The 17,469-nt window shown below is 46.2% G+C and carries 16 protein-coding genes; all 16 read right to left on the bottom strand.

Going from position 1 to position 17,469, the window contains the following annotated elements; translation table 11 throughout:
• Window positions 1-82: 82 nt before the first annotated feature.
• The 16 genes from rny to BDD39_RS04345 all read right to left on the bottom strand — a co-directional run bounded on the left by rny (window position 83) and on the right by BDD39_RS04345 (window position 17,424).
• A complete protein-coding gene (gene rny, locus BDD39_RS04420) occupies window positions 83-1,639 on the bottom strand; it encodes a ribonuclease Y (RefSeq protein ID WP_166908495.1) in 1,557 nt (518 codons plus the stop codon).
• A gap of 455 nt (window positions 1,640-2,094) precedes the next feature.
• Window positions 2,095-3,147, bottom strand: a complete 1,053-nt coding sequence (recA, locus tag BDD39_RS04415) for a recombinase RecA (protein WP_166908493.1) — start codon at window positions 3,145-3,147, stop codon at window positions 2,095-2,097.
• A 161-nt stretch (window positions 3,148-3,308) separates the two neighbouring features.
• Window positions 3,309-4,559, bottom strand: a complete 1,251-nt coding sequence (locus BDD39_RS04410; protein ID WP_166908491.1) for a competence/damage-inducible protein A — start codon at window positions 4,557-4,559, stop codon at window positions 3,309-3,311.
• 33 nt (window positions 4,560-4,592) lie between these two features.
• Window positions 4,593-5,171 (bottom strand): CDP-diacylglycerol--glycerol-3-phosphate 3-phosphatidyltransferase, encoded by a 579-nt coding sequence (gene pgsA, locus BDD39_RS04405; protein WP_166908489.1) that lies wholly within the window; start codon window positions 5,169-5,171, stop codon window positions 4,593-4,595.
• A 32-nt stretch (window positions 5,172-5,203) separates the two neighbouring features.
• Window positions 5,204-6,082: a helix-turn-helix domain-containing protein gene (locus BDD39_RS04400; protein ID WP_166908487.1), complete on the bottom strand. Its 879-nt coding sequence runs from the start codon at window positions 6,080-6,082 to the stop codon at window positions 5,204-5,206.
• Window positions 6,083-6,113: 31 nt separating this feature from the next.
• Window positions 6,114-6,905, bottom strand: a complete 792-nt coding sequence (locus BDD39_RS04395; protein WP_166908485.1) for a DUF3388 domain-containing protein — start codon at window positions 6,903-6,905, stop codon at window positions 6,114-6,116.
• A gap of 141 nt (window positions 6,906-7,046) precedes the next feature.
• The gene (locus BDD39_RS04390) at window positions 7,047-7,298 is read right to left on the bottom strand and encodes a DUF3243 domain-containing protein (protein ID WP_166908483.1); all 252 of its coding nucleotides are present in this window, start codon (window positions 7,296-7,298) and stop codon (window positions 7,047-7,049) included.
• A 61-nt stretch (window positions 7,299-7,359) separates the two neighbouring features.
• Window positions 7,360-8,076 (bottom strand): elongation factor P 5-aminopentanone reductase, encoded by a 717-nt coding sequence (ymfI, locus tag BDD39_RS04385; protein ID WP_166908481.1) that lies wholly within the window; start codon window positions 8,074-8,076, stop codon window positions 7,360-7,362.
• 40 nt (window positions 8,077-8,116) lie between these two features.
• On the bottom strand, window positions 8,117-9,409 hold the full coding sequence (gene yfmH, locus BDD39_RS04380) for an EF-P 5-aminopentanol modification-associated protein YfmH (protein ID WP_166908479.1): 1,293 nt from the start codon (window positions 9,407-9,409) through the stop codon (window positions 8,117-8,119).
• Window positions 9,410-9,411: 2 nt separating this feature from the next.
• Window positions 9,412-10,692, bottom strand: a complete 1,281-nt coding sequence (gene yfmF, locus BDD39_RS04375; protein WP_166908477.1) for an EF-P 5-aminopentanol modification-associated protein YfmF — start codon at window positions 10,690-10,692, stop codon at window positions 9,412-9,414.
• A gap of 156 nt (window positions 10,693-10,848) precedes the next feature.
• Window positions 10,849-11,808, bottom strand: a complete 960-nt coding sequence (locus tag BDD39_RS04370; protein ID WP_166908474.1) for an ABC transporter permease subunit — start codon at window positions 11,806-11,808, stop codon at window positions 10,849-10,851.
• Window positions 11,809-12,855, bottom strand: a complete 1,047-nt coding sequence (locus BDD39_RS04365) for an ABC transporter permease (RefSeq protein ID WP_166908472.1) — start codon at window positions 12,853-12,855, stop codon at window positions 11,809-11,811.
• Window positions 12,852-14,381: an ABC transporter ATP-binding protein gene (locus BDD39_RS04360; protein ID WP_166908470.1), complete on the bottom strand. Its 1,530-nt coding sequence runs from the start codon at window positions 14,379-14,381 to the stop codon at window positions 12,852-12,854. The genes BDD39_RS04365 and BDD39_RS04360 overlap by 4 nt, the downstream gene beginning before the upstream one ends.
• A gap of 128 nt (window positions 14,382-14,509) precedes the next feature.
• Window positions 14,510-15,595 (bottom strand): BMP family lipoprotein, encoded by a 1,086-nt coding sequence (locus BDD39_RS04355; protein WP_166908468.1) that lies wholly within the window; start codon window positions 15,593-15,595, stop codon window positions 14,510-14,512.
• Window positions 15,596-15,682: 87 nt separating this feature from the next.
• The gene (locus tag BDD39_RS04350; protein ID WP_166908466.1) at window positions 15,683-16,414 is read right to left on the bottom strand and encodes a GntR family transcriptional regulator; all 732 of its coding nucleotides are present in this window, start codon (window positions 16,412-16,414) and stop codon (window positions 15,683-15,685) included.
• 131 nt (window positions 16,415-16,545) lie between these two features.
• Window positions 16,546-17,424: an IS982 family transposase gene (locus BDD39_RS04345; RefSeq protein ID WP_166907142.1), complete on the bottom strand. Its 879-nt coding sequence runs from the start codon at window positions 17,422-17,424 to the stop codon at window positions 16,546-16,548.
• Window positions 17,425-17,469 lie beyond the last annotated feature (45 nt).

Here is a 17,469-nt window from a genome sequence, read left to right as displayed (position 1 = left end):
ATATCCCTTTCTAAGCTGAAATGTAACTAGTTCAAGTTTGGCACAAAATATAAAAAAAATAAAGTGGCAATATTTCGCCACTTTATTTTGCGTACTCTACTGCTCTTGTTTCGCGAATAACAGTCACTTTAATATGTCCTGGATAATCGAGCTCTTCTTCAATCCGCTTGCGGATTTCTCGCGCTAACCGATGGGCTTCCAAATCATCGATCACATCCGGCTTCACCATAATGCGCACTTCGCGCCCCGCCTGGATGGCGTATGATTTTTCTACCCCTTCGTACGATTCCGCAATTTCCTCTAATTTCTCAAGACGACGAATGTAGTTTTCAAGCGTTTCGCTGCGAGCTCCCGGTCTTGCCGCAGAAAGCGCGTCCGCTGCGGCAACAAGTACGGCAATGACAGAAGTCGGCTCCGTATCACCATGATGGGAAGCAATGCTGTTAATGACGACTGGATGTTCTTTGTATTTTGTCGCCAATTCGACCCCGATTTCGACATGGCTTCCTTCCACTTCATGGTCAATCGCCTTGCCTATATCGTGCAAAAGACCAGCACGCCGCGCCAGCATTTCATCTTCTCCAAGCTCCGCGGCCATCAATCCCGCTAAAAACGCCACTTCGACGGAATGTTTCAGCACGTTTTGCCCGTAGCTTGTCCGGAACTTCAACCGTCCTAGAATTTTGATTAAATCCGGATGCAAACCGTGGACACCCACTTCGAACGTCGTTTGTTCGCCGACTTCGCGAATGTGCTCGTCAACTTCCCGTCTCGCTTTTTCTACCATTTCCTCGATCCGCGCCGGGTGAATCCGCCCATCTTGAACGAGTTTGTCTAATGCGATGCGGGCCGTTTCGCGGCGGATTGGGTCAAACCCCGATAGAATGACGGCTTCCGGCGTATCATCGATAATTAAATCGATGCCGGTGAGCGTTTCAAGCGTACGAATATTCCGGCCTTCGCGACCGATGATCCGCCCTTTCATTTCATCGTTTGGCAAATTGACGACAGATACGGTCGTTTCCGCGACATGGTCCGCCGCGCAGCGCTGAATGGCCAGCGATAAAATGGCCTTCGCTTTCTTATCCGCCTCTTCTTTCGCACGCGTTTCGGCTTCTTTCACCATCACGGCAATTTCATGAGACAATTCTTTTTCGACACGCTCCAAAATAACTTGCCGTGCTTCTTCACGAGTCAAACCGGAAATTCGTTCCAATTCGCTTTGTTGCTGTTGCACAAGTTCTTCCACTTTGCTTTCCATCTGTTCAATATGCTGTTGTCTTTCATTCAGTGCTTCTTCTTTCGACTCTAAAAGCGCCTCCCGTTTATTGAGGGCTTCGTCTTTGCGGTCGAGATTTTCTTCTTTTTGAAGCAATCGATTTTCTTGTTTTTGCAGCTCGCTTCTGCGATCGCGAATTTCACGTTCTACCTCGATACGAAGTTTGTGGATTTCATCTTTCGCTTCAAGAAGCGCTTCTTTTTTCAGGGCATCCGCTTCTCGTTTTGCTTCTTCCACAATCTGCTGTGCGGCTGCTTGTGCACCGCCAATTTTCGCCTCTGCAATCGATTTGCGAACAAAAAAGCCAACAACGGCACCGACAACTAAGGCAAGCAAAGCGGAGATGATAATTTGACCCATGGTTTCACCTCCTCTTGCTATAATTCAATACGTTGGACGTAACTGTCGGCATGTACATTGTTACAAACGTTTCAACATACAGCACAATCGTTGCAAACATCGGAGCTTCAAGTACCGGCAACTCGTCGATTCATGAAGCGTACACAGAGCGAACAGTCCAATGGATGGGAATTTCCGCTTTACGCAGACGCGGTCTAGTTTCCGCCCAATGTTTACGTACTCCTTGCATGATCATCCATCATTTAGCAAGTTGGTCCAGTACAAAACGATTCCGGCACCAGTTTATGCACGGACCGCTCCCATCTGCCGGAGTCACGGGCTTTTTATCGTTTATTTTTTTGAAAAATATACATGTTAATTTTAAAGGCGGCAAAATTTATTGTCAAGATATAGGAATCTCATGCCTTCATAAATGGAAATATAAAAAAAGAGAGGAAACCGCGTTCCTCCCTCATTTAATCTTCTAAAAGGTCGAACTCATCTTGCTGCGATGCGCCGGAGTCACTGATGTAAGAAGATGATTCAATTCCGTAATGTTTACGGATTTCTTGAGCAATTTCTTCGGCAATATGCGGGTTTTCTTTTAAAAATTGTTTCGCATTTTCCCGTCCTTGACCGAGGCGCTCATCTTTATAGGAATACCACGAACCGCTTTTTTGCACGATATCAAGTTCGGACGCCATGTCAATGATCTCGCCTTCACGGGAAATTCCTTCTCCGTACATAATATCTACGTCCGCTGTTTTAAATGGCGGAGCTACTTTATTTTTCACAACTTTAATTTTTGTTTTATTTCCAACCATATCATTGCCTTGCTTGATTTGCTCAGCACGGCGCACTTCGAGGCGGACGGAAGCGTAAAATTTTAACGCGCGGCCGCCCGGCGTTGTCTCCGGATTGCCAAACATGACTCCGACTTTTTCACGAATTTGGTTGATGAAAATAGCGATCGCCTTCGACTTATTAATCGCCCCTGATAATTTACGCAGCGCTTGCGACATCAAGCGCGCCTGCAAACCGACGTGGGCGTCCCCCATTTCTCCTTCAATTTCCGCTTTTGGCACCAGCGCCGCAACGGAGTCAATCACGATAATATCGACCGCACCGCTTCTTACTAACGCTTCAGCGATTTCGAGCGCCTGCTCGCCCGTGTCCGGCTGAGAAAGCAGCAACTCATCGATATTGACGCCTAATTTTTGCGCGTAAATCGGATCAAGCGCATGCTCCGCGTCAATAAACGCCGCTTGTCCCCCTTGCTTCTGCACTTCGGCAATCGCATGAAGGGCAACGGTCGTTTTCCCGGAAGATTCAGGTCCATATATTTCAACAATACGCCCGCGTGGATAGCCGCCCACTCCTAAAGCGATATCAAGCGCCAGCGATCCACTGGATACAGTGGAAATTTTGCGATCTGTTTGTTCACCGAGTCTCATAATCGAGCCTTTGCCAAACTGTTTTTCAATTTGTTTCAACGCCTGCTCCAAGGCGGCTTGACGGTCTTGATTCACCAACAAACTCCTCCTTTTTTCTCAACTACTTATACTATACCGTTTTTTACGTCTGTTGCCAAGCAAAAAATCGAACGTTCATTCGTTTTCTTGTGGTGAAAATAGAAACAATCTCCATTAGAAGAGGGCGAAAAAGCAGGGAATAACGCGAGGAAAGACGGCTACACTTCAGCGGTAGCCGTCAATGCTTTCAATAGGAAGGAGCAGCCATACTTTGCGGTGCGAGCGCGAATCGCGTCGCGCTGGCCGGATAAGGTGAGTGGATAGACATTGGTGCCGTGTTCAGACGTAGAAACGCCGATATATACGGTGCCGACCGGCTTTCCTTCCAGCGGGTCTGGTCCCGCTACACCGGTAAAGCTGATTCCGATATCCGCCTGGCAGAGCGTGCGGACATTTTCCGCCAACAGGCGCGCGCACTGTTCGCTTACCGCGCCGTCGGCTGTTAAAACCGCATGGGGAACGCCAAGCACTTTTTCTTTTACATCATTCGTATAGCAGACAACGCCGCCGCGAACCGCTTGGGAAGCACCGGGGACAGCTGTCAATTGCTCTAGGAAAAGCCCGCCCGTCAAGCTTTCAGCCGCTGCTACCGTTTTCTTTTGCGCTTTTAGCGTCTGAATCACCTTTTCAAATAATGTTTCCTCATTATAGCCATAAAGATAGGCGCCGACGCGTTCTACAATTTTCTTTTCCATCTCGTCGAGCAGTTTTTTTGCCTCTGCCTCCGAGCGGTGCTTCGCAGTCAAGCGCAATGTTACCTCTCCGTCGCCGGCAAGCGGGGCAATCGTCGGGTTGGACTGCTGGTCAATCAAGTCTTCAATTCTTGTTTCCAACTCTGACTCGCCGATGCCAAAAAAGCGCAATACACGCGATTCAATGCGCTCCTGATGTCTAAACTTCTCTAGCAAAAAAGCGCGGCCGTATTTTAAAAACATCGGCTGCATTTCTTTTGGCGGTCCGGGCAGAAGCATATACGTAATCGAATCAACCGTAAGCGCCATTCCCGGCGCCATGCCATGCTCATTTTTTAATACCGTCGAGCCTTGCAGCACTAATGCCTGCTTTTTATTATTTTCGGTCATGACTCGGTTTGTGCGGGCAAAATAAGCTTCAATCGAGCGAAGCGCTTCTTCATCGGTTACTAGCCCGCGCTGCAGCAAACGGGCAATCGTTTCTTTCGTTAAATCGTCTTTCGTTGGACCGAGCCCGCCGGTAAAAATAATCAAGTCGGCCCTTGTTTGCGCCACTTTTACCGCCTGTTCGAGCCTAGTGGTGTTATCGCCGACAACGGTATGGAAATAAACGTTAATGCCAAGCGTCGCAAGCTGCTGCGACAAAAACTGGGCATTGGTATTGACAATTTGGCCAAGCAATAGCTCAGAGCCAACCGCGATGATCTCCGCGTTCATAAAGGCGCCCCCTTTTAGACTGCACGTGTATTTCTATTTTGAATGTAAAAAAGCATGTTTATTTTTAGCAAAATAATCCCAGCCGGACCATATCGTAAAAATGACGGCCACCCACAACGCTAAATCAGCAAACGGAAACGATAAAAGCGAAAACGGAAAGTTATGTAAAAGAAGCGCGGAAATCGCGACAATTTGCGTCCACGTTTTAATTTTGCCGAGCATGTTGGCAGCCATTACTTCCCCCTCGCCGGCCAGCACAAGCCGCAATCCTGTGACGGCAAACTCGCGGCTAATGATGACAATCACCATCCATGAAGGCGCATAATGAAGATCGACAAGCACAATAAGCGCTGCCGAAACGAGCAGTTTATCCGCAAGCGGGTCCAAAAATTTTCCTAAATTGGTGACAAGTTGATATTTACGGGCATAGTAGCCGTCAATCCAATCGGTCATCGAAGCAATAATGAAAATCAAGGCCCCGAGCAAATGGGAAATCGGCAGCGTGACCGCACCGATTTTCACGCTGCCCCACCCGAACGGAACGAGCATGACAATTAAAAATAACGGTATGAGCATCATTCGCGCTACTGTTATTTTATTAGGCAGATTCACTCTAAATACCTCCGCTAGTCAACGTGTAAGCATCATGATTTTTTAAAGATAAACTTCAGCTTTTGAAATACTTCGTCTTTTGGATTGATTGGATAAGTAAAAGGCTGCCCGTTTACTTTTATGTCTACATCGAGCGTTCTTCCAATTTTCACAAATACTTCTGTTTCCGCGGACAAATCAAATGTTTGTGTTTGTCCATTTGTTAAACTTCCTTTAAAGAAAGAATGGCCTTTTGTATTGTATACTTCTACCCAAGAATTTCCTTTCGACGTCAGCTCAATGACAAATTGATTGGTATTGCTTACCTCAATCGTCGATAAGTTACCGTGTTTTTCTACGACGTTAAGCGTTGCTTTCGGTGCAGGCGCTTCTTTTGTTTGTTGGTCGGCTTTTTCTTGGTTGTTTTGGCTCGCCTGTTTTTTCGCTTTTTCTTTCGCTTTCTCAAGCGGCGAATTCTTCGAACTTTCTACCTCTGTGGTTGTTTCTCTTTTCACTTGGCTTTCCGGCTTGCTTGCCGTGTTATGCTGCAGCAGCAGCCAAATGATGACGGCAATGCCGACGACGACGGCGGCGATAAGCAGCTTTGGAAGCAAATCAAGCCATTTCGTGTTTTCCGGTGAGAGCTGCTGCCGCGTTTTCACCCGCGATAGCGGTTGAGGAGTCTCTTCTTGATAGGATTGTGGAATGTCTTGTTTGTACTCCTCAAATATTTGTTCCGGATCGAGTCCGACTGCCTCAGCGTATTGTTTAATAAACGCCCGCACATAGAAATTTCCCGGCATAATCGCATAGTTTCCTTCTTCAATGCCGATCAAATAGCGTTTTTGAATTTTTGTCATATTTTGCAGCTCGTCCAAACTAATGTTTTTTGCCTCTCGCGCTTCCTTTAAACGTTTACCTAATTCCGTCAACGACAAACACCTTCCATTTTTTGGTTAAAAATTAAAAATCAAATTCCGAAAAACCATCGTTTCCAAGCAGCGATGGCTGATCAATGACATCGTACGTAATCTCTTCATTTGGATCATGGCGCAGCTCAATAATATAGTCAAAGTCATCTAGCGTATATTCGGTATGGCGGACAAAAATATCCGGGTGCTCCACTACTTTCGTCGCCTCCAAACGCATCAGCTCGCGAATCAGCTGCCAATGCCGTTCATTCGCCCGCCGGGTGGACACAATGCCGTCAATAATAAAAATATTGTCTTCGCTATATTCGTCTTCGATCAGCTGGCTGCGCACCGTCTGTTTAATGAGCGTCGATGAGACGAAAAGCCAGCGCTTATTGGCGCAAACGCTAGCCGCCACGATCGACTCCGTTTTGCCGACGCGCGGCATGCCACGGATGCCGATTAGCTTATGGCCTTTCTCTTTAAAAATTTCGGCCATAAAATCGACAAGCAATCCGAGCTCGTCACGGACAAAGCGGAACGTTTTTTTGTCATCGGCATCCCGCTGAATGTAACGGCCGTGGCGGACGGCAAGGCGGTCAAGCAGTTTCGGCTGGCGCAGTTTCGTTACGGTAATATTATCCATCGTTTGCAAAATGGTAGAGAGCCGTTCAATTTGTTCATTATTATCGCAAAGCAACAACATGCCGCGACGCGAATCGCGCACACCGTTAATCGTCACGATATTGATCGACAGCATCCCTAATAAGGAAGCAACATCCCCTAATAGCCCCGGACGGTTAATATGTATTTCGTACTCTAAATACCACTCTTGCTTTCCCATCCCGTCTCCTCCCTCACTCGCAATGCCCGCACAAACTATCTATGATAAGTTCATACTACTATAATATCCGATAGAAAAGCAACCGAAAAGGGACGGGAATAAAAAAAGAGAGGGGACCCCCTCTCTCGTTCATTATTTTTGTTATGATTCTCGCTGTACTAACTTTACCATCATGTTCGCGATGGCATGCTGCTCTTGTTCGTCAGCAACGCTCCAAAGGTCAGCGAGCAGCCGTTCTTCTGGGTTTTTCGGATCCACTTGTTCCGCTAGGTAGTCTCCGATTTGATAAGCGACGTCCGAGATCACTTGTTGGCTTAATCCTTGCTGCTGCGCTTGTTGAAGGCGCTCTGCTAAAAAGTCTTTCCATTGTTCAAAATTATCTAGTACAGACATATGTGTACCCTCCTTCATTTTCGTTTCAAGAATAGTTTGTCTACCTTTTCGTAAAATATACTTAACAGTACCAGCCGCCGTTGACGGAAATAATTTGTCCGGTTATGTAAGAAGCAGCATCGGAAATTAAAAAGGAGACAGTTTTGGCGACCTCAACGGCCGTGCCAAGACGTCCGATTGGAATATCATCCGCAATCGCCTGTAAATCCTCCTTCGAAAATATGCTCAACATATCCGTATCAATCGCTCCAGGAGCGACGGCATTGACGCGAATGCCGCTCGGAGCTAATTCTTTCGCAAGCGCCTTCACAAACGCGTTTTGTCCGCCTTTGACCATCGAATAAACGACTTCGCATGCAGCTCCTGTTAATCCCCAAATGGAAGAAACGATGACGATATTGCCTCTCTTTTTTGAAATCATTTCCGGAAGCAGTTTTTTCGTTAATAAAATCGGACTTGTCACATGAAGCTGCACCATGCTTTGTACAAGCTCGTCGCTCATATCCGTAATAAGGCCGTAATAGCTGCTTCCACTATTATAAACGATGACATCGACCGGACGATTTATTTGTGACAGAAGCACATTTACCCCATCCGCCGTTGCGAGGTCTGCCTGAATCGGCACTACGTGCGTGGTTGCCAGTTCCTTTTCCAGCATTTCGATTGGCTCCCGGCGGCGGTTGTAATGCAATAAAAGCCCGTATCCGTCGGCAGCGAGCTGGCGGGCAATACTTGTCCCGATTCCGCCGCTTGCCCCGGTAATTAACGCGTATTTCATCACGATCCCCCTAAAAAAGCATCCTCCAGATGGAAGGATGCTACTTTTTCTCTTTTGGAACTACTTGGCAGATAGCGATTTGCGATTCATGAAAACACTGCTTTGCAATGTCACCAATTTGTTCCATCGTTAATGACTGCAACGCTGGAACAACATCGAACAAACTGACCCCATTAAACGCGTAGCGAGTAAACTGGTTGGCGATATATTCTGGAGAATTTAGTGAGCGCAAAAAAGCGCCGATTTTTTTCTTTTTCACTCGCTCTAGTTCCTCATTTTTCACAGTATCAATGGAAAAGGAAAGCAAAATTTGCTTCACTTCTTCGCTCAACCGGTCGGCATCGCTTGTGTCGCCGCCGACCATGGCGAAGCCAAATTCACGCTCTTCGGTATAATCATACATAAATGTTTCATCAATGAGGCCAAGCCGGTATAATCGTTCATAATGCGGCGAACTTTTGCCGAACAAATAGTCGAGCAAAACATTGAATGCCAGCTCATGAACTAATTTTTCTTCGCCGTCTGGAGGAACGGATGGATCTTTAATTGCGACAAAACATTTGTTTGTTTGCACGTGCATCGGGATGACTTTCTTTTTCTCAGCAATTTCGCTTGGCTCCTTATATACAAACCGCTCGACTTCCCGCGCTTTCGGGAACGATTTTTTCGCTTGATTGTCGCGAATTTGCTGCATTATTTTTTGCTCATCGACCGGTCCGACGACAAAAAGCAGCATATTGCTCGGATGGTAAAACGTTTCATAACATTCATACAATAATTCTTTTGTAATATGGGCAATCGATTCCACGGTGCCGGCAATATCAATTTTGACTGGATGGTTGTGATACATGCTTTCAATGGCGCCAAAGTAAACGCGCCAGTCAGGATTATCATCATACATGCGAATTTCCTGGCCGATAATTCCCTTTTCTTTTTCCACCGTTTTGTCGGAAAAGTAAGGGCTTTGCACAAAATCAAGGAGCGTTTCTAAATTTTTTTCGACATTAGCTGTACTAGAAAATAGATAAGCGGTGCGCGTAAAGGACGTAAATGCGTTCGCCGATGCCCCTTGTTTGCTGAACTGCTGGAACACGTCGCCGTCTTCTTTTTCAAACAGTTTATGCTCTAAAAAGTGGGCAATGCCATCGGGAACCCGTTTCATCTCTGTTTTGCCAAGCGGAACGAATTGATTGTCGACCGATCCGTAGTTGGTCGTAAACGTAGCATACGTTTTATTAAATCCTTTTTTCGGTAAAATATATACATCCAAACCATTTTCCATTTTTTCATAAAACAGCTGTTCCTGCAGCTGTTCGTATACCATTTTTTCCATTATTATTCCGCTCCCTCCATTCCAGTCAGGAAGTAAATCGTATCAAGTTCGACCTTGCTTGCCACGCGCACGATATCTTCACGAGTTACGCGATCGGTGCCCGAGAGCCATTCTTCGAAAGGTCGTTTTCGCTCAGAAACGACGTTATGATAAAGCACTTCCACTAGTCCGCGCGGAGTATCGATCGTTTCTAACAGTTGATTGCGAATGACCGCTTTCGTTTGCTCGATTTCTTCCTCGGTAAAATCTCCATTTTTCATCGCTTCCATTTGCTTTTCGATAATTTGCCGCGCTTTTTCGTAATTCGACGGCTCAATGCCCGACATCACCATCAATAACCCTTTATGGCTTTCCAAACGCGAAGCGGCATAATACGCTAAACTCGCTTTTTCACGAACGTTGATAAACAATTTGGAATGGGAGAAACCGCCGAAAATGCCGTTAAACATTTGCAGGGCATAATAGTCATCATCATCGTAAGTGACGTTCGTGCGATAGCCGATATTTAATTTTCCTTGTTTGATATCTTGTTTTTCTATCACTTCGTTCACTTTCTCCGGCGCTTTATGTGCCACTTTTGTTCCGCCTGACGGGCGGGTTGTGCGGGTTGGCATGGAAAAATGGGATATCACCGCTTGCAACACTGTTTCTTCCTGCACATCGCCAATGACGTATAAATCGATTTCATCTTCGGAAAGCGTTTTTTGATAATATTGAAACAGCTGCTCCGCGGTAATCCCATCGACGTCCTCAAGCTCGCCATTTATGTGTAAAGCGTATGGTTCTTCCTTGCACATTTCTTGAATGAGCCGCAAGTTGGCATAACGCATTTTATCGTCATAAACGGCTTGAATGCGCTGCTTTAGCGCCCGCTTTTCTTGGTCGACAATCTCACTGACAAATCGACCGTTCTCCAAGGCGGGGCGAAGAACAATATCCGCTAACAATTGAAGCGCCTTCTCTAGAAGGGGTGTTTTCTCTTGCAAAAATACTTCATTCGCCACGTCAATGCGAATCGTAATAATATGGTTTTCCCCTTTTTTCGATAAATCGACGTTTAATGTCGCTCCATACAATTCATCTAAATATGTCCGCAACTCCTTTGCACTTGGATGCTCCGTCGTGCCGCTTTGCAGCACATAAGGTAAAAGGGCGCGCAACGTAACCGTTTCCTTTGCGAGCGGCGCTTTCATTTTCCATACAAGCGTATTCGTTTTATATTTTTTGGTCGGAATCGTATGAACGTTAATCTGTTGGACTGTTGTTATTTTTTCATTGACCAATCAAATTCCTCCTTTTACATGAATCTTCTCGATAATTTTATTGTTGTGTTCGCCTTATCAACAATATACCTTTCTTAAAAGAAAAAATGCAAATAAAAGCAAAAAGAACCCGCCGAATTCGAACGGGTTCTTTTCGTATACTTGCCGGTACAGCCTTTAGCGTTTTCCTTTAATATAAGGCGTGCCTATGGCTTTCGGTGCTTCCGCGCGCCCGATAAAACCGGCCAGCGCTAAAATGGTCAATACGTATGGAGCGATGAGCAAATAAACGGTCGGGACATTTTTTAAAAACGGAATCGTCTGACCGACAATGCTTAAGCTTTGCGCAAACCCAAAAAACAGCGCCGCTCCCATCGCGCCGATCGGATGCCACTTTCCGAAAATCATCGCTGCCAGTGCCATAAAACCGTGTCCGGAAATGGTGGCATGGCTGAAATCGCGCGAAATAATCGTTGCATACACCCCTCCGCCAAGGCCGCCTAACGCTCCACTAATCATCACGGCAATATAGCGCATTTTCGCCACATTAATCCCCATCGTATCCGCTGCCATCGGATGTTCACCGACGGCGCGAAGACGAAGGCCAAATGGCGTTTTGTAAATGACATACCAGGCGACAAACGCCAAAATAATCGCCAAATACGACGGAATATACGCATTTGAGAAAAAGAGCGGCCCGATAATCGGAATATGGCTTAATACGGGAACGTCAATTTTATCAAATCCAACTTGGATTTGATCGGTTTGCCCTTTTCCATACATTTGTTTGACCAAAAAGAGCGTTAAGCCAAGCGCCAAAAAGTTGATCGCCACGCCGCTGACGACTTGGTCAGCACGAAAAGTGATCGAGGCAACGGCGTGAAGCAAGGAGAAAATCGCACCGGCAATCACCGCAGCCAGCAGGGCGAGCCATGGAGTAAACGCCCCAAATCGATCGGCAAACGTTAAGTTAAAAACAATGCTAACGAACGCGCCGATCGTCATTAACCCTTCTAAACCGATATTTACAACGCCGGAACGTTCACTAAATACGCCGCCAAGCGCTGTAAAAATTAGGGGAGCAGCAAAGAAAATCGCGGATGGAATGATGATTTGCAGAATTTCATAAATGCTCACTTATTCCGCCCCCTTTTGCAAACGAGATAATAATAAGCGAATGATGTAACTAGATGCGACAAAGAAAATGATGAGTGCGATAATAATATCTACTAGTTCGGTTGGCACTCCAGCGCTCGACGGCATTTCCAGCGCTCCGACTTTCAGCGCGCCGAATAATAATGCCGAGAGCAAAATGCCGAAAGCATTGTTTCCGCCAATCAACGCCACCGCAATTCCGTCAAATCCGATGCCGGTAAATCCTGCTTTCGTGGAAATGTAACCGAATGTGCCGAGTCCCTCCATGGCGCCGGCAACACCGGCAAAAGCTCCGGAAATGACCATCGCTAAAATGATATTCGTTCTTACGTTCATTCCCGCATATTGTGAAGCGTGCTGGTTAAATCCGACCGCGCGCAGCTCAAAGCCCTTCGTTGTTTTTTCGAGAAGAAACCACATGATAACGGCGCCAATAATAGCGATGATAATGCCATAATGCATCGTAGAATGGTACGTAATAGCATCGAGAAAATCGGAATGAAGCGATGCGCTTTCGCGTACAGGCTTGGATTTAAACCCTTGATCTGATAAAACAGAACGGATAATGGCATTGGTAACATGAAGGGCAATATAGTTCATCATAATCGTAATGATTACTTCGTGTACTTTTAAATAAGCCTTTAAAATGCCTGGAATTAACGCCCATAGCGCTCCTGCCAGCGCCGCCGCCAAAATGGCAAGCGGCAAGTGGATCACTTTTGGCAAATCGAACGATACGCCGACCCATACCGCTGCAAGCCAGCCGACAATAAGCTGCCCTTCGACACCGATGTTAAACAAACCTGTGCGAAAGGCAAAGGCAACGGCAAGTCCTGATAAAATATAAGGCGTCGTCTGACGAATCGTTTCGCCGATATAATACGGATCGCCGAACGCCCCATATATCAACGCGGAATATCCCGCAATCGGATTATATCCGCTGACGATCATGACGATCGAGCCGACGATCATCCCTAACAATACCGCCAGCACTGGAACGAGGAATTGATTAAGCCGACTTAAATTCATGAGGACACACCTGCTTCCTTCCGTTTACTTCCTGCCATTAGCAATCCGAGCTCCTGTTCCGTCGTTTCTTTCGGATTGACGATGGCGACAATTTTTCCTTCATAAATCACGGCAATGCGGTCACTGACATTCATTACTTCATCCAATTCAAAAGAAACAAGCAGCACTGCCTTGCCTTGATCCCGCTGTTCAATGAGGCGCTTATGGATAAATTCAATCGCCCCGACATCCAACCCGCGCGTTGGCTGCGCAGCAATCAGCAAATCTGGGTTGCGATCCACTTCGCGGCCGATGATCGCTTTTTGCTGGTTCCCCCCGGATAGCGCGCGCGCTTTCGTATACTCGTCAGGCGTGCGCACGTCAAACTCGGAGATTAGCTGACGCGCTTTTTCGTAAATCGCTTTAAAGTTTAAAATGCCGCGCTTCGAATATGGACGCTGATAATACGTTTGCAGCACCATATTTTCACCGATTGGAAAATCGAGAACAAGTCCATGCTTATGACGGTCTTGTGGGATATGGCCGACACCGGCTTCAATAATTTTCCGCGGTGGAAGATTGGTAATATCGCGGCCGTTGAGCAAAATCGTTCCCGATTCCGCCTTAATTAGTCCTGTCAACGCCTCGATCAACTCCGTCTGCCCGTTGCCGTCCACCCCGGCAATGCCGACGATTTCTCCGGCGTGCACCGTTAAATCTAAATGGTTCACGGTCGTCACGCCACGCGCATCTTTCACAACTAAATCTTTAATTTCCAACACCGGTTTGCCTGGCTGCGCTGGTTTCTTTTCTGTTTTAAACTGAACTTCGCGGCCGACCATCAACGCGGCGAGCTCATTTGGGTTCGTTTCCGAAACATTTAATGTAGCAATTCCTTTTCCGCGCCGAATGACCGTTACGCGGTCGCACACTTCCATGATTTCTTTTAATTTATGCGTAATTAAAATAATCGATTTTCCTTCTTTTACGAGCTTCTTCATAATTTGTATCAGCTCATGGATTTCCTGCGGCGTCAGTACGGCGGTAGGTTCGTCAAAAATTAAAATGTCCGCCCCGCGGTATAATGTTTTTAAAATTTCCACACGCTGCTGCATCCCCACGGAAATATCAGCAATTTTCGCCGTCGGGTCAACAGCAAGGCCATACCGTTCCGACAGCTCGCGCACTTCCTTTTCTGCCCGCTTTAAATCGATCATTCCGCCTTTTGTCGGCTCGCTCCCTAAAATAATGTTTTCCGTTACTGTAAACGTATCGACTAGCATAAAATGCTGGTGCACCATGCCGATGCCAAGATCGTTGGCCACGTTCGGATCGGTAATGTTGACTTTCTGGCCTTTCACGCGAATCTCTCCGCCATCCGGCTGGTACAAACCGAACAGCACGTTCATCAGCGTCGACTTTCCCGCCCCGTTTTCACCAAGGAGCGCATGAATCTCCCCCTTTTTTACTTGCAATGTAATGTTGTCATTTGCGACAAAATTGCCAAACACTTTGCGGATGTTTAACATCTCAATCACGTATTCCAACCTATTCACTCCTTACTTGAGCAAGGTAAAATCACAAAATGGAAGGATGCAATCAACCATTGCAGCCTTTCATTTTATGATTTTTGCGGATAAAAAGGCTAGCGGGACACACTAGCCTTTTTATTCAATTATTTTTTTAACGATGCTTCAAATTGTTGATATTCTTTGCGGTTCGATGGAACTTTTATTTCGCCTTTAATAATTTTTTGTTTCCATTCATCCACTGCTTTTAACACTTCCGGTTTAATGTTATCTTGTGTCGGCGCAATGCCTACCCCATTTTCCGGAAGCCCGTATTCGAGCGTTTTGCCACCAGGGAAGTCACCGTTTTTCGTCCGTTTTGCTACGTCATAAACGGCAACATCGACCCGTTTTACCATCGATGTCAACGTAACGTTATACGTTTTTCCGTTTACTTTCACAACGCCTTCCGGTGCTTGGTCTTTATCGACACCGATGACCCAAATTTCACGGTTCGGATCTTTCTTTTTCAAATCTTTCGCTTCCGAGAACACACCGGTTCCTGTTGCCCCAGCGGCATGGTAAATGACATCGATGCCGGAAGCATACATGCTAGAAGCGATCGCTTTTCCTTTATCCGCTTGGTCAAAGGCGCCGGCATATTGCACTTCTACTGTTGCTTTTGGATTAACAGCTTTTACGCCTGCGCGGAATCCGCTTTCAAACTTCTCAATTAACGGAATTTCCATCCCACCGATAAAGCCGATTTTGTTCGTTTTTGTCGTTAAACCAGCAACGACGCCGACAAGGAACGAACCTTCATTTTCTTTAAATGTAATGCTTGCCACGTTTGGTTCATTCACAACCGTATCGACAATCGCAAAATGTTTTTTCGGGTTTTGTTTTGCAACTTCTTTCACTGCATCTCCCATTAAAAAGCCAATTCCGTAAATCAAATCAAAATCGCTTCGTACTAGTTTATTTAAGTTCGTCGCGTAATCCTCATCGCTAGACGATTGCAAATAGTCGTAACCACCGCGGCCTTTTTGCAAGCCGTTATCTTTCCCGAATTTTTGCAAACCTTCCCAAGCCGATTGGTTAAACGATTTGTCGTCAATACCGCCGACGTCCGTTACCATCCCGACGCTAAACGTATTTTTGCCGGCATTATTGCCCCCTTGTCCAGCACAGCCGCCTAGTAAAGTGCCTGCTGCTAAAATAAGAGACAGCGCAATTCCAAATCTCTTCTTCATTGTCCATTACCCCCTAATCAAAAAATTGTCGTTCTTCTTCGTTAGTATGGAATCATCCTCGCCTTTCTATGTATTGGTTTCACCTCCTTAAAAGCTGATGCGTCTGCGCATGACATGGAAGCTAAATTTATCGGAGCGAAAATAGTTAATCGAATAAAAGATCGGCTCATCGTTTTTATCAAAATGCATTTGCTTCAATACAAGAAGCGCCGTTTCCGGCTCACATTGCAAAATCGGCGACACTTTCTCATGATAGCCGAGCGGCTCAATGCGGGCTACCGCGTAAGCGATGTCCCGATTGGTTTGATGATGTAAATTTTCAAATAGCGACTCTTGCTCATAAGAAATTCCTTTCGGCAAATATTTGCATAAAATTTTATCAATGCAATAGACGACAGGCTCCCCGTCCGCCGTGCGAACCCGTTCGATCAGTAAGATGTCATCATTCGGCGAACATTGAAATCTTCGCACATCATCTTCGGTCGGCTGCTGAACGGAAGAAGACAAAAAAATAGTTCCGGGTTTTCGCCCCGCCTGTCGAATCATATCGGTCACGCTGCTTAGCTGCTCAATGCCGGAGGTAAACAGCGGTCTTGCGTTGACAAACGTCCCGACGCCATGGCGGCGGATGATAACGTTTTCTTCTTCTAACACCCGCAATGCCTCGCGCAAGGTAGCGCGGCTGACGCCGAGCTGCTTTGCCAGTTCAAATTCCGAAGGAAGCTTTTGTTTTTCTTTATATACACCGGTTTCGATATCATGTTTAATGCGATCAATCACCTGCAAATATAGATGGCGATTGTCTGATTTGATCGACATCAGAAAATCCTCCGCTTTCTTCATTTTTAGATATCAGACCTCTGACATTAGACATGCAACCTTTTTGACATTACTATATCATTTTTTTTTTTATAAATAAATAGGTAATAACCCGTGGTGCTAGTTGAGTTTTAACACTCAACTAGCCCAAGAACAACAAGGGAGTAAGCCAGTAAAATACCATCCAGCGCCGTTTCAAATCCAGAAACCGAGTTCGCTCGAATCTCGGTGATCCGATACGAATCGACTAAAATCGAAAACACGGTTTCCACCACTTTACGTTTTCGCTTCATCCACTGTTTCCATGCGTCCGATTGGCGAATTCGCTGATTTTTTCGAACGGGCGTCCAAAAAGCGACCCGGTGCTCTTCGTACAGCTTCTTTTGCAGCTTTTGGCTGATATACCCTTTGTCACCGAGGTTATACGGATGTGGAATTTGCGTCATGACGGTTTCAGCGGCCACCCGGTCGTGACAAGACGCTTCGGTGACAACATATCCCATCGGAAGCCCTTGGTCGGTGACCTGCAGGTGAAGTTTCAACCCATAGAAAGTGATCCTTTTGGAAGCACAATAGCCAATATCGGCAATTCCACGGAATCGTTTGACGCGATGCATTCGAGCTGAATGACACAGCTCGATCGGCAAGCTGTCCACGACCGCATACGCATGGTGTTGCCCGCGCTTGGCCAACTGGTGTCGAATCCACTTGATCGCAAAGCTAAGCGCTCGGCAGCGACGGTTGTACCGAGAACGCTCAGGGAACAAGGCCTTGGGAAACAAATTCCCAATCACAAACCGGTGCCAAGCCCGTTCGGAAGTGAAGCCCAACAACTTTCCAAGGACATGGATGGTGATGATGACTTCGTCTTTCTGTTTCAACAAATGACGATTTCGACGTTGAAGATGAATCTGGATACTCGATAGTTGAGCCGATACAAAAAGCAAAATCGATGCATATTGTTTTTGAAGTTTGACACGATCTGTTGTAAAATGAAAGTGCTCTTGCATGGGAACTTCTCCTTTTGATGTTTGGTTGCACTTTCATTTTAAGGA

Origin of the sequence: Saccharococcus thermophilus, from assembly GCF_011761475.1 — a bacterium.
GTDB lineage: Bacteria > Bacillota > Bacilli > Bacillales > Anoxybacillaceae > Saccharococcus > Saccharococcus thermophilus.
This window is presented reverse-complemented; position numbering and strand designations above follow the sequence as displayed.

What these genes read in the sequence shown, in the direction of transcription:
- rny (WP_166908495.1), bottom strand. Translation starts at nt 1,639, where the DNA reads ATGGGTCAAATTATCATCTCCGCTTTGCTTGCCTTAGTTGTCGGTGCC.
- BDD39_RS04410 (WP_166908491.1), bottom strand. Translation starts at nt 4,559, where the DNA reads ATGAACGCGGAGATCATCGCGGTTGGCTCTGAGCTATTGCTTGGCCAA.
- BDD39_RS04395 (WP_166908485.1), bottom strand. Translation starts at nt 6,905, where the DNA reads ATGGGAAAGCAAGAGTGGTATTTAGAGTACGAAATACATATTAACCGT.
- BDD39_RS04390 (WP_166908483.1), bottom strand. Translation starts at nt 7,298, where the DNA reads ATGTCTGTACTAGATAATTTTGAACAATGGAAAGACTTTTTAGCAGAG.
- ymfI (WP_166908481.1), bottom strand. Translation starts at nt 8,076, where the DNA reads ATGAAATACGCGTTAATTACCGGGGCAAGCGGCGGAATCGGGACAAGT.
- yfmH (WP_166908479.1), bottom strand. Translation starts at nt 9,409, where the DNA reads ATGGAAAAAATGGTATACGAACAGCTGCAGGAACAGCTGTTTTATGAA.
- BDD39_RS04365 (WP_166908472.1), bottom strand. Translation starts at nt 12,855, where the DNA reads ATGAATTTAAGTCGGCTTAATCAATTCCTCGTTCCAGTGCTGGCGGTA.
- BDD39_RS04355 (WP_166908468.1), bottom strand. Translation starts at nt 15,595, where the DNA reads ATGAAGAAGAGATTTGGAATTGCGCTGTCTCTTATTTTAGCAGCAGGC.
- BDD39_RS04350 (WP_166908466.1), bottom strand. Translation starts at nt 16,414, where the DNA reads ATGTCGATCAAATCAGACAATCGCCATCTATATTTGCAGGTGATTGAT.
- BDD39_RS04345 (WP_166907142.1), bottom strand. Translation starts at nt 17,424, where the DNA reads ATGCAAGAGCACTTTCATTTTACAACAGATCGTGTCAAACTTCAAAAA.